The sequence below is a fragment of the Clostridium sp. KLE 1755 genome, assembly GCF_000466465.2.
Classification (GTDB): Bacteria; Bacillota; Clostridia; order Lachnospirales; family Lachnospiraceae; genus Eisenbergiella; species Eisenbergiella porci.
The window spans coordinates 57,700-69,411 of record NZ_KE992746.1 but is presented as its reverse complement, the minus strand read 5'-3'; the positions used below and the strand labels follow the sequence as shown (position 1 = coordinate 69,411).

General features: G+C 49.1%; 12 protein-coding genes and 1 tRNA gene. 12 read left to right on the top strand and 1 reads right to left on the bottom strand.

All coding sequences use genetic code 11. The features are described from left to right. Window positions 1-285 precede the first annotated feature (285 nt). Window positions 286-516: an HPr family phosphocarrier protein gene (locus tag HMPREF1548_RS21860; protein WP_009251471.1), complete on the bottom strand. Its 231-nt coding sequence runs from the start codon at window positions 514-516 to the stop codon at window positions 286-288. Between the two features lie 136 nt (window positions 517-652). Between HMPREF1548_RS21860 and mtaB the strand changes: the two genes are divergently transcribed. From mtaB to HMPREF1548_RS21795, 12 genes are all read left to right on the top strand, one after another. After that, entirely contained in the window at window positions 653-2,194 is a 1,542-nt protein-coding gene (gene mtaB / locus HMPREF1548_RS21855; protein WP_035323385.1) for a tRNA (N(6)-L-threonylcarbamoyladenosine(37)-C(2))-methylthiotransferase MtaB, read from the top strand. Window positions 2,195-2,433: 239 nt separating this feature from the next. Further along, the gene (locus tag HMPREF1548_RS21850) at window positions 2,434-2,721 is read left to right on the top strand and encodes an IreB family regulatory phosphoprotein (RefSeq protein ID WP_021638778.1); all 288 of its coding nucleotides are present in this window, start codon (window positions 2,434-2,436) and stop codon (window positions 2,719-2,721) included. Window positions 2,722-2,789: 68 nt separating this feature from the next. Then, window positions 2,790-3,296: a Holliday junction resolvase RuvX gene (ruvX, locus tag HMPREF1548_RS21845; protein ID WP_025488389.1), complete on the top strand. Its 507-nt coding sequence runs from the start codon at window positions 2,790-2,792 to the stop codon at window positions 3,294-3,296. A 25-nt stretch (window positions 3,297-3,321) separates the two neighbouring features. Further along, complete coding sequence (locus HMPREF1548_RS21840) at window positions 3,322-3,588, top strand: DUF1292 domain-containing protein (RefSeq protein WP_035323384.1); 267 nt, start codon at window positions 3,322-3,324, stop codon at window positions 3,586-3,588. 83 nt (window positions 3,589-3,671) lie between these two features. Continuing rightward, on the top strand, window positions 3,672-4,148 hold the full coding sequence (locus HMPREF1548_RS21835; RefSeq protein WP_021638775.1) for a Fur family transcriptional regulator: 477 nt from the start codon (window positions 3,672-3,674) through the stop codon (window positions 4,146-4,148). Continuing rightward, window positions 4,123-5,802 (top strand): ribonuclease J, encoded by a 1,680-nt coding sequence (locus HMPREF1548_RS21830; protein ID WP_025488391.1) that lies wholly within the window; start codon window positions 4,123-4,125, stop codon window positions 5,800-5,802. The genes HMPREF1548_RS21835 and HMPREF1548_RS21830 overlap by 26 nt, the downstream gene beginning before the upstream one ends. Window positions 5,803-5,827: 25 nt before the next feature. Beyond that, window positions 5,828-6,151 carry a YlbF/YmcA family competence regulator gene (locus HMPREF1548_RS21825; RefSeq protein ID WP_021638773.1) on the top strand — a complete coding sequence of 108 codons (324 nt, stop codon included), beginning with the start codon at window positions 5,828-5,830 and terminating at the stop codon, window positions 6,149-6,151. Further along, the gene (locus HMPREF1548_RS21820) at window positions 6,144-6,563 is read left to right on the top strand and encodes an endolytic transglycosylase MltG (RefSeq protein ID WP_146045262.1); all 420 of its coding nucleotides are present in this window, start codon (window positions 6,144-6,146) and stop codon (window positions 6,561-6,563) included. The genes HMPREF1548_RS21825 and HMPREF1548_RS21820 overlap by 8 nt, the downstream gene beginning before the upstream one ends. Before the next feature lie 3 nt (window positions 6,564-6,566). Continuing rightward, window positions 6,567-7,223 (top strand): O-methyltransferase, encoded by a 657-nt coding sequence (locus HMPREF1548_RS21815; RefSeq protein ID WP_021638771.1) that lies wholly within the window; start codon window positions 6,567-6,569, stop codon window positions 7,221-7,223. A 106-nt stretch (window positions 7,224-7,329) separates the two neighbouring features. Beyond that, window positions 7,330-8,568: a peptidase U32 family protein gene (locus HMPREF1548_RS21810; RefSeq protein WP_035323381.1), complete on the top strand. Its 1,239-nt coding sequence runs from the start codon at window positions 7,330-7,332 to the stop codon at window positions 8,566-8,568. A gap of 329 nt (window positions 8,569-8,897) precedes the next feature. Beyond that, window positions 8,898-11,009 (top strand): glutamine synthetase III family protein, encoded by a 2,112-nt coding sequence (locus HMPREF1548_RS21800; protein ID WP_025488394.1) that lies wholly within the window; start codon window positions 8,898-8,900, stop codon window positions 11,007-11,009. A gap of 243 nt (window positions 11,010-11,252) precedes the next feature. Continuing rightward, window positions 11,253-11,324 (top strand) — tRNA-Gln (locus HMPREF1548_RS21795). Window positions 11,325-11,712: the final 388 nt, after the last annotated feature.

Here is an 11,712-nt window from a genome sequence, read left to right as displayed (position 1 = left end):
GGGCCCCATCGCACGGGTGGATCGAGCCGGACAGGTTTCAGAATCCCCTGCGGGAATTCTGAAACTTTGCGGCTGTCGCCGCATGCAAATCCCCAAATAAGAACTGCCCGAAATGCAGATAATAAAGGGCGGTTATCTGTATTTCGGGCAGTTCTTATTTGGGGTTTGCGCCCGGCTCGTAGCTATAAAAAAAGAAAGGAACAAGTTCCCTTTCCCTTCTTTTTTGTGGGGTGGTCTCTTGCCCTTTTCTCTCATTTGTTTTAACTTGGACGGTTGCGGGAAGGATTAAACCATGTAAGGCTTGAGTACTTCCAGAACTTCGTCAGAGTTATCCTCAGCATGGATGTTCAGGTCGATCGGCTTGGATAAGTCGAGGCTGAAGATGCCCATGATTGATTTTGCATCGATTACGTATCTTCCGGATACTAAATCAAAGTCATAATCAAATTTGGTAATGTCATTAACAAATGATTTTACCTTATCAATGGAATTTAATGAAATCTTAACGGTTTTCATTTTGTTTTACCTCCTTATTTGTTGGATAACAATGGCCGGCATACCGGTTACGTTATCTTATACCTTCTGCTTACATATTAAAGGGATGGGGGGTAAAAGTCAAGCACCAAACATGACAAAAATAGTGGGGAATAATATGAAAAGTGTAGCATTACATAATTTGGGTTGTAAAGTAAATGCCTATGAGTTAGAGGTAATCGGACAAAAGTTACAAGAAAAAGGATACGATATTGTATCATTTGATAAAAAAGCGGATATATATATCGTAAATACGTGTACTGTGACAAATATTGCGGACCGGAAAAGCCGGCAGATGCTGCATCGGGCGAAGAAGATGAACCCGGATGCGGTGGTGGTGGCAGTGGGTTGTTATGTGCAGGCGGGGAAGGAAGAGGCATTGCTTGACGGCAGTATCGATCTGGCTGTGGGCAATAACAGGAAGAAGGATATTGTGGAGATTCTGGAGGCCTTTCTTACAAAGCGGGAGAAGGCCGGCGGGAGGAAATCCGGTGGTGATGTGTGGGAGGAGAAGACGCTTTCCCGGCGTTCTGTAGTGGATATCAGCCGGGAGGAGACGTATGAGGAGATGACGCTGCTTAGGCCTCAGGATGAGGAGGGGATCGGTGGAGAAGCCGGTTCTAACGTGGGGCGCGGCCCTGAAGATGGGGATCCGGCAGGCGTTGGCGGAGGGGCTTTTGGTGCCGGCGAAGAGTCCGGAGAGACGGCGCTGTCTGCCCATACGAGGGCTTATATCAAAATCCAGGACGGCTGTAATCAGTTTTGTTCCTATTGTATTATACCGTATGCCAGGGGCCGGGTGCGCAGCAGGCGTCAGGAGGATGTGCTGCGGGAAATCAGGGGGCTGGCGGAAAGCGGTGTTAAAGAGGTAGTCCTGACAGGGATTCATCTGAGCTCCTACGGGATGGATTTCATTGATAAAACAGATGGGGATTATCTGGAAAACGGGAAGGATTTGCGGGGAACAGCCATGGAAAGGGCGTATCTGCTGAATCTGATCCGGGATATTGCAGCTGTTGACGGGATTGAAAGAATCCGGCTGGGATCACTGGAGCCGAGGATTATTACGGAGGAGTTTGCCGGCGGCCTGGCTGCGCTTCCCAAGGTGTGCCCTCATTTTCATCTTTCCCTGCAAAGCGGCTGTGATGAAACCTTAAAAAGAATGAATAGACATTATACGACGGAGGAATACTATGACAAGGTGGCGCTTCTCAGGCGTGTTTTTGCCAATCCCGCGGTTACGACAGATGTGATTGTAGGATTCCCCGGGGAAACGGAGGAAGAATTTGCGGTGACAAAGCGTTTCCTGGAGAAGGTGAATTTCTTCGAAATGCATGTGTTTAAGTATTCCAGGCGTCGGGGAACCGTGGCTGCCGCCATGGATAATCAGGTGCCGGAGCAGGTGAAGGCGCAGCGCAGCGCCGGGCTGCTGGAGCTGGAGCGGCAGCAGTCAGCGGCATACAGACAGGGCTACATAGGGAATGTAATTACGATTCTCACGGAAGAAGCCAGGGAAATTGACGGAAAAGAGTATCGTATCGGCCATACCGAAACATATGTGAAGGCGGCGGTTTTGGCAGAAAAGGCGGGAGGAAACCAGTTAATATCCGGCAGGGCAGTAAGGCTGCTTGAGGAGGATATCCTTCTGCTGGAAAACTAGATCCCAGGGTTTCTCCGTCTGGCCTGTACAGAGGATTTCCCTGCGAGTGCCTTTGTGTATGGATGTGGAAAAAACGGACCGAAGATAAAAAAGGCATTATTACAAAAAAACGGATTCGTTATTGCACACATTAAATTACGTTGAAATTTTCCGGAAAGTAGAGTAAGATAGAATGGAACAGGTATCTTGACAGGAATGCCGCCCCCTGTTTTATATGAAAACGGCAGGCGGAAGACGGAATGGAGTATAAAATGCAGGACCAGGATTTTGGCAGCACGCAGTATTTTAAGGTGGAAAAAGAGCCGGAGAACGGGGTAAAGGTTATCCTCGCTGCGGTTTATGAAGCACTGACGGAAAAAGGTTATAACCCGGTTGACCAGATAGTGGGATATATTATGTCCGGAGATCCGACTTATATTACCAGCCATAAGAACGCAAGAGGCATGATTATGCGTGCGGAGCGCGACGAGCTGGTGGAAGAGATGCTCAAGGAGTATATTAAGAACAATAACTGGGACAAGCGGTAAGCGCGGCCTGACGGGACGGCAGGGGGCTGCGGCCGGGAACGGGTGGACCCCGTAAAAGGATGGTAAATATGCGAATTATGGGACTGGACTTCGGGTCAAAGACGGTGGGTGTCGCCATCAGTGACCCTTTATTGATTACTGCCCAGGGAATTGAAATTATCCGTAGAAAAGAAGAAAACAAACTCCGCCAGACGCTTGCCAGGATTGAGGAATTGATTCTGGAGTATGAGGTGGAGGAAATTGTGCTGGGATATCCGAAGCATATGAATGATTCGGAGGGAGACCGTGTCGCCCTGACCAAGGAATTTGCGGAAAAGCTGATGCGGCGTACTGCGCTGCCCATTACCTTCTGGGATGAGCGGCTTACCACGGTGGCTGCGGACCGCACCATGATAGAAGCGGGAATCCGCAGGGAAGACAGGAAAGAGCATGTGGACAGGATCGCTGCGGTCCTGATACTGCAGGGCTATCTGGATTACAGGAAGAACAGACAGGATGGCGTTCTGGAGCAGGAAAAGCCTGAGCCGGATGAGGATGCCGGAGAAACAGAAGTCCGGATGGAAACCGGGCTGTAAGAGAGAAGAAAGCAGGAAAGTTATTTTGGAAAAGATTGGATTTTGCCCCGACGGCGGCGAAAAAGTTGAATTTTACGTATTGGAACAGACAAGACTGGGAGGCTGTGATTATATCCTGGTAACCGATTCCATGGATTCGGAGGAGGAAGAGGGGGAAGCCCTGATCCTGAAGGATATCTCAGCACCTGAAGATAAAGAGGCCATCTATGAGATCGTGGAGGATGAACGCGAGCTGGATGCGGTGGCCGAGATTTTTTCCGATATGCTGGAGGATATCGACCTGGAAAAATAATCCGGGAAAATTAGCAGTCAGGAAATGTTACGTTGGATAAGCTTTCCTGCCGGTCAGCAATTTTTCGGTAGGAGGTAGTGGACATGGCCCTTGATGAAGAAAAGATTAAAGGAATACTGAAGGAAAAAGGACTGAAGGTAACCCGTCAGCGTCTTGTTGTGCTGAACGCGCTGGCATCGAAGCCGGATTCCCACCTGACTGCAGAGGAAATATATGATTTAGTTAAAACAGACAGTCCCGAAATAGGGCTGGCTACTGTTTATAGAACAATACAGTTATTTATGGAATTGCATCTGATAGACCGGATTAACCTGGATGATGGATTTGTAAGGTATGAAATTGGCGATATGGGGACGAAAAAAAACAGCCATCACCATCATCACCTGATTTGTCTTTCGTGCGGCAGGGTCATGAGCGTGGAGGATGATCTGCTGGACGAACTGGAAGCAGAAATTGCGCGGACGACAGGCTTTAAGGTTACCGATCATGAGGTGAAGCTCTACGGGTACTGTAAGGAATGTGGAGGTAATTTGATTGAAAAAAACAAAACAAGTGAATAATGGCGGCTCCAAGCTGAAAGTAATACCTTTGGGCGGGCTGGAGCAGATTGGACTGAACATTACTGCCTTCGAGTACGAGGACAGTATTGTTGTGGTGGACTGCGGTCTTTCGTTCCCCGACGACGATATGCTGGGAATCGATATGGTGATCCCGGATATCACGTACCTGAAGGAAAATGTGGACAAGGTAAAGGGCTTCGTGATCACCCACGGACATGAAGACCATATCGGAGCGCTCCCCTATGTATTAAAGCAGCTGAATATCCCCGTTTATGCCACCCGTCTGACGATGGGAATTATCGAAAACAAGCTCAAGGAGCACAACCTTCTGAATCATACCAAGAGGAAGGTTATCAAATTCGGCCAGTCCATTAATCTGGGCCAGTTCAGGATTGAATTCATTAAGACAAACCACAGTATTGTGGATGCGGCAGCTCTCGCTATTTACTCCCCGGCGGGCACCGTTGTTCATACAGGGGACTTTAAAGTGGATTATACACCGGTATTCGGTGATGCCATAGATCTGCAGCGTTTTGCAGAAATCGGGAAAAAAGGCGTACTGGCTCTGCTGTGCGACAGCACTAACGCCGAAAGACCCGGCTTTACACCGTCCGAGAGGACTTTGAGCCGCATTTTTGACACCATTTTCCATGAGCATCCCAATCAGAGAATCCTGATTGCCACCTTTGCTTCCAATGTGGACAGGGTGCAGCAGATTATTAACTCTGCGTATAAATACAACCGTAAAGTTGTTGTGGAAGGCCGGAGCATGGTAAATATCATTGATACTGCCATGAACCTGGGCTGCCTGAATATTCCTGAAAATACGCTGATTAATATTGAACAGCTGAAGAATTATCCGGATGAACGCACCGTTATCATTACAACGGGGAGCCAGGGAGAGAGCATGGCGGCTTTGAGCCGTATGGCGGGAAGCGCGCACAGGAAGATTTCCATTACTCCCAATGATGTTATTATTTTCTCTTCCCATCCGATCCCCGGCAACGAGAAGGCGGTTACCAAGGTAATCAATGAGCTTTCCATAAAGGGTGCGGAGGTAATTTTCCAGGATGTCCATGTATCCGGACATGCCTGCCAGGAAGAGATCAAGCTGATTTATACACTGGTACAGCCTAAATATGCCATCCCTGTCCACGGTGAATTCAAGCACCGTAAGGCGCAGTCAAGGCTGGCGGCGGATCTGGGAATACCCAAGGAAAATATTTTTATGATAAATTCCGGAGATGTTCTGGAAATGGATGAGGAAAAGGCCCAGGTGACCGGCAAGGTACAGGTTGGCTCCATTCTGGTTGACGGCCTTGGCGTCGGTGATGTGGGCAATGTGGTGCTCAGGGACCGCCAGCATCTGGCGGAGGACGGAATCATGATCGTGGTACTGGGGCTGGATTCCGCTACAGGACAGCTGGTAAGCGGACCGGATCTGGTATCAAGAGGCTTTGTATATGTGAAGGAATCCGATGAGCTGATGGAAGAGGCAAGAGCCCTGATGACGAATGTCCTTGACAACTGCATAGGCCGCGGCTGCAGCGACTGGGGCAAAATCAAATCCACAGTGAAGGATTCTCTCGGTGATTTCATCTGGAAAAAGACGAAACGCCGTCCTATGATACTTCCCATCATTATGGAAGTCTAGATGAGTGAAACGGAGTGATAAAAGGATGGAAGTACAGAAAGCTCTGGAACAGCTGGCCCAGGCGATAAAGGACTCTGACATATACCGGGAATACCGCAGACAGAGCGAGAAAGTGGATAATACGGGCGATATGCGGGAAAAGATTGACGAGTACCGCGTCCGTAACTTTGAATTGCAGAATTCGGTTCAGACAGAAGATTTACTTGACAAGCTGGATGCTTTTGAGAGAGAATATGAGAAATTCAGGGAAGACCCGTTGGTGGAGGAATTCCTGGATGCCGAACTGGCTTTCTGCCGTATGATGCAGGAAATTGACGTAAAACTGGCGGAGGCAATGGATTTTGAGTAGGAAGGGAAAAAAGCGGTCGATGAAGAAAAAAGAGGCAGCGGGAATGGCGGTGCATTCCGTAATTAAAATCGTTGTAATCGTACTTGTGGTCATGGTCATCTACCGTCTGGGAAGCATGGCCTTTGAATACGGGGAAAGAATCTTCGGAGAACCGCCGATGGCAGATGCCCCCGGAACTGATATAGAAATTATGATTCAGAACGGCGACGATGTGAAGGTGATTGCGCAAAAGCTTGAGGATGCGGGGCTGGTCCGTGACGCAGGCCTGTTTGTCCTGCAGGAGAAGCTGGCCGGCTATAAGGATGGCCTGAAAGCGGGAACCTATACGCTGAACACCTCCATGACGCCGGATGAAATGATACAGATTATGGCGGCCTCTTCGGAGGAGGACCAGGACGGGGAAGGAAGTTAACCTATGATAACCGATGAACGCCTGACGGCCTTCATCAATTCCCTGGATACGGGGAATCCGGCATATCTTAACGAACTGGAAAAGGAAGCAAGGGAAACCAATGTGCCGATTATCCGCACGGAAACCCAGAGCCTGTTAAGGACACTGATATCCATTAACAGGCCTGCACGGATTCTGGAGGTGGGGACGGCTATTGGTTTTTCTGCCCTTTGCATGAGTGAATATGCACCGCAGGGCTGTCAGATCACAACCATTGAAAAATATGAAAAAAGAATTCCCATTGCAAAAGAGAATTTCCGCAGGTTTGGGAAGGAAGAGCAGATTCACCTGCTGGAAGGTGATGCGGCAGAGGTGCTCAGGGAGTTAAGCGGAAGCTATGATTTTATTTTTATGGATGCGGCCAAAGGCCAGTATCTGCATTTTCTGCCGGATACGCTTCGCCTGTTAAGGGACGGCGGGCTGCTGATATCGGATAATGTGCTCCAGGACGGGGATATTCTGGAATCCCGGTACGCGGTGACCAGAAGGGACAGGACCATCCATGCCCGTATGCGGGAATACCTGTATGTACTGAAGCATCATCCGGAGCTGATTACCTCCGTGCTTCCTGTGGGAGACGGTGTGGCCGTCAGTGTAAAGAGTAAAAATAACGGACTTTGAATTACGCCTGGAGGGAGCTGATTGTGCTTCTTCCGGCGTTTTGCGGATCATGAGCGGCTGTCTGGATATCCGGACTGCTGCTGTAACGGAAAGGGATAAGAACGGTATGAGTGAAAAAAACAGAAAACCGGAGCTTCTGATTCCGGCCAGTAATCTTGAGGTACTTAAGACCGCGGTTATTTTCGGAGCGGATGCGGTATACATTGGAGGAGAAGCCTTTGGCCTGCGGGCGAAGGCCAAGAATTTTTCCAAAGAGGATATGCAGGAGGGAATCCGTTTTGCCCATGAGAATGGCGTGAAGGTATATGTCACTGCCAATATCCTGGCGCATAACAGGGATTTGGAGGGCGCCCGCGCTTATTTTGGGGAGCTTAGGGAAATCGGCCCGGATGCGCTGATTATTTCCGACCCGGGCATGTTTTCCATTGCCAGGCAGGTATGGCCGGAGGCTGAAATCCATATCTCCACCCAGGCCAACAACACCAATTATATGACCTACCGCTTCTGGTGGGAGCAGGGGGCGAAAAGAGTCGTTTCCGCCAGGGAGCTTTCGCTGGAGGAAATCAGGGAAATCCGTGAGAATATTCCGGAGGAAATGGAAATAGAGAGTTTTGTGCACGGGGCCATGTGTATTTCTTATTCGGGAAGGTGCCTGCTGAGCAATTATTTTACCGGAAGAGATGCCAACCAGGGGGAATGCACCCATCCCTGCCGCTGGAAATATGCGGTGATGGAAGAAAGCCGCCCCGGCGAATATCTGCCGGTTTATGAAAATGAAAGAGGGACTTTTATTTTTAATTCCAGGGATTTGTGTATGATAGAACATATTCCGGAGCTTATGGAGGCCGGAATCGACAGCTTTAAAATCGAGGGCAGGATGAAAACCGCCCTCTACGTGGCAACCGTGGCCCGTACCTATCGGAAGGCCATTGACGATTATCTGCGTTCGGAGGAGGAATACCGGAATAACCTGCCGTGGTACAGGGACGAAATCGCCAAATGTACCTACAGGCAGTTTACTACCGGATTCTATTTCGGCAAACCTTCGGAGCAGGCGCAGATTTATGACAATAACACTTATGTCAGTGAATATATTTATCTGGGTATTGTCGGCGCTGTCCGGGAAGACGGACTTGCCAGAATCGAGCAGCGTAACAAGTTCTGTACCGGGGACGAAATAGAAATCATGAAGCCCGATGGAAGGAATATCCCCGTTAAGGTGGAACGTATTCTTGATGAGGAGGGAAACGAGGTGGAAAGCGCGCCTCATCCAAGGCAGGTTTTATTCCTGCAGCTTTCGGCGGCGCCGGAACAGTATGATATCCTGAGGGTTAAAAACGATTAACAGCTGCCGGGGAAAACGCTTTTTTCCGGGCTACTGTCTGCATATTGTCTGATTTGGGGCATGTTTTTAATTTTTTTGATGCAAGTATAAAAAAGTTGTGATAATATAAGTTGAAAAAACCCGGGCTGCCGGAACTTTGTAATATGGGCAGCAGAAAATCCGGGGAAGGCGGGGAGTTATGGCAACGGCGCAGCTTTGTTTTTTCCGAAGGTGGAAAGTCGGTTTCCGTCAGGAAACGCATACATAACGGATGCGGGATGCCTGCGGGACTGCGGGCGTGAAAATTTAGAGAGAAAGCCGTAATTCGCGGCGGCGGAATGGAGGATAAAATGAGCGAAGTTTTGAACGTTGAAGCAATTTTCGGCGAAAACGTATTCAACCTGGGCACTATGAGAGAGCGTCTTCCCAAGAATGTATATAAAGAGGTGAAGAAGGTCATGGACCAGGGCGGGGAGCTTTCCCTTGCAACCGCGGACATTGTGGCGAAGGCCATGAAGGACTGGGCTGTAGAACACGGCGCGACCCATTATACCCACTGGTTCCAGCCGCTGACAGGCATTACGGCTGAAAAGCATGACTCTTTTATCGGTCATCCGGATGAAAATGGCAGGATGCTGATGGAGTTTTCCGGAAAGGAACTGATCAAGGGAGAGCCGGACGCGTCTTCCTTCCCCTCAGGAGGCCTGCGGGCCACCTTTGAAGCAAGAGGCTATACGGCGTGGGATATTACCTCTCCCGCTTTCCTGAAGGAGGATGCCACGGGGGTGATTCTCTGTATTCCCACCGCCTTCTGTTCCTATACGGGCGAGGCGCTGGATAAGAAAACACCGCTGCTTCGTTCCATGGAAGCAATCGGGGAGCAGGCGCTGCGTATTGTTAAGCTGTTCGGGAATACGAGAGCTACCAAGGTAACGGCTTCCGTGGGACCGGAGCAGGAGTATTTCCTGGTGGATCGCCAGAAATATCTGAAAAGAGAGGATTTGATTTTCGCAGGCCGTACGCTGTTCGGAGCGCCGGCGCCTAAGGGACAGGAGCTGGAGGATCATTACTTCGGAGTTATCAGGGAGCGCGTGGGCGCTTTCATGAAGGATTTGAACATTGAATTGTGGAAGTTGGGCGTCACTGCCAAAACGCAGCATAATGAGGCGGCTCCGGCGCAGCATGAGCTTGCTCCCATTTATGAAACGGCCAATATTGCGGTAGACCACAATCAGATTATAATGGAAACGATGAAAAAGCTGGCGGAACGTCATGGACTCAGATGCCTGCTGAACGAGAAGCCCTTTGCGGGCGTGAACGGTTCCGGTAAGCACAACAACTGGTCTATCACCACGGATGACGGCATGAATATGCTGGATCCCGGCGAGACACCCAATGAAAACATCCAGTTCCTGCTTGTGCTGGCCTGTATCCTGAAGGCTGTGGATATCCATGCGGATCTGCTTCGTCAGAGCGCTGCTGATGTGGGAAATGATCACAGGCTTGGAGCCAATGAAGCACCTCCGGCTATTATTTCCGTATTCCTGGGCGAGCAGCTGGAGGATGTGGTAAGACAGCTGATTGAGACCGGAGAAGCCAAGTCCTGCCTTCTGGGCGGCAAACTGATGACCGGTGTTTCCACGCTGCCGGATCTCCCCAAGGATGCCACGGACAGGAACAGGACCTCGCCCTTTGCTTTTACGGGGAACAAGTTTGAATTCCGTATGGTAGGTTCCGCGGATTCTGTGGCAAGCCCTAATATTACACTGAATGCCATTGTAGCGGAGGCTTTCTGCGAAGCGGCGGATATTCTGGAAAAAGCGGATGATTTCGACATGGCCGTGCATGATCTGATTAAACAGTATCTGACCGAGCATCACAGGATTATTTTCAATGGAAATGGGTATTCTGAGGAATGGGTGAAGGAAGCGGAGAGACGGGGGCTTCCCAATATCAAGTCCATGATTGAAGCGGCAGGCGCCCTGACTACGGAAAGAACGGTGAAGCTGTTTGAACGGTTTCATATTTTCACCAAAGCAGAGCTGGAATCCCGTGAAGAGATTGAGTATGAGACCTATGCGAAGAGCATTAATATTGAAGCGCTGACCATGATTGACATGGCTTCCAAGCAGATAATCCCTGCGGTTATAAAGTACAGCCAGAAGCTGGCAAAAACAGTGCTTGATGTAAAGGCGGCAGGCGTGGAGCCTGTTGTGCAGGCGGATCTTCTGTCCAGGGTGAACAGCAAGCTTACTGAGATGAAGGAAGCGTTGGAGGTGCTGCAGAGAGAAGAGGCGGCGGCCTTCGCCATGGAAGATGTGAAAGCGCAGGCATTCCGCTATAAGGATGTGGTGGTGCCCGCCATGGAAGCGCTGAGAGCGCCTGCGGATGAGCTGGAAATGCTGGTGGATAAAGCGGACTGGCCGTTCCCTACCTATGGCGATTTGATGTTTGAAGTATAAAAGAACGGGTTTAAGCTCTGAAAAGGGCCCCGGCGGCTCTCATTTGGAACCGCCGGGGGCTGTTTGCCCGGAAAATCCGGCGGTGTTTTTTGACGGAAAGAGTATTTTTTAAGCGCTTTTTGCTGAAATAAAAAAATTTGAAAAATTTTCAAAAAAATATGAAAAAAGTACTTGCATTATTTCAGGGAATCATATATAATCTATTCTTGCAAGCGGCAAAAAAAGCTTGTACAAAATACAGATAGGGCTATCGCCAAACGGTAAGGCAACGGACTCTGACTCCGTCATTTCAAGGTTCGAATCCTTGTAGCCCTGTTAGGAACCTCAGTGAAGATATTCACTGAGGTTTTTGTTTGTTAAACAGATATGAGGCATATGAGTTGCCTGTTGAGGGAGATAATGAGGTGCAGGGTATGATTGCGCTAAAACATATTCGGAATCAGTATTATATTCATTCAGGCAGGCGGAATAATATGATTATAGCTGAAAGAAAAAATGTTGGTTCTGAATGGTTTGCCCCGTCTTTTGATAGTCCTGTAAAGTCCCCAAATTAAGGGGAATTTTTTGCATTAATAATTGCAAGTATTCATAAGGTATGTTAAAGTAGCTGTGTAACAACGAACATGTTTAAAAGGAAGGAGTGATTGCCATGCTGCGGATAACAAAAGGGAAAACAGAATATATGGGACAAAAGGCAAAAGGC

Coding starts and splice junctions, on each gene's coding strand:
- HMPREF1548_RS21850 (WP_021638778.1), top strand. CDS start 2,434: ATGGAGTATAAAATGCAGGACCAGGATTTTGGCAGCACGCAGTATTTT.
- HMPREF1548_RS21815 (WP_021638771.1), top strand. CDS start 6,567: ATGATAACCGATGAACGCCTGACGGCCTTCATCAATTCCCTGGATACG.
- HMPREF1548_RS21835 (WP_021638775.1), top strand. CDS start 3,672: ATGGCCCTTGATGAAGAAAAGATTAAAGGAATACTGAAGGAAAAAGGA.
- mtaB (WP_035323385.1), top strand. CDS start 653: ATGAAAAGTGTAGCATTACATAATTTGGGTTGTAAAGTAAATGCCTAT.
- HMPREF1548_RS21810 (WP_035323381.1), top strand. CDS start 7,330: ATGAGTGAAAAAAACAGAAAACCGGAGCTTCTGATTCCGGCCAGTAAT.
- HMPREF1548_RS21860 (WP_009251471.1), bottom strand. CDS start 516: ATGAAAACCGTTAAGATTTCATTAAATTCCATTGATAAGGTAAAATCA.
- HMPREF1548_RS21800 (WP_025488394.1), top strand. CDS start 8,898: ATGAGCGAAGTTTTGAACGTTGAAGCAATTTTCGGCGAAAACGTATTC.
- HMPREF1548_RS21825 (WP_021638773.1), top strand. CDS start 5,828: ATGGAAGTACAGAAAGCTCTGGAACAGCTGGCCCAGGCGATAAAGGAC.
- ruvX (WP_025488389.1), top strand. CDS start 2,790: ATGCGAATTATGGGACTGGACTTCGGGTCAAAGACGGTGGGTGTCGCC.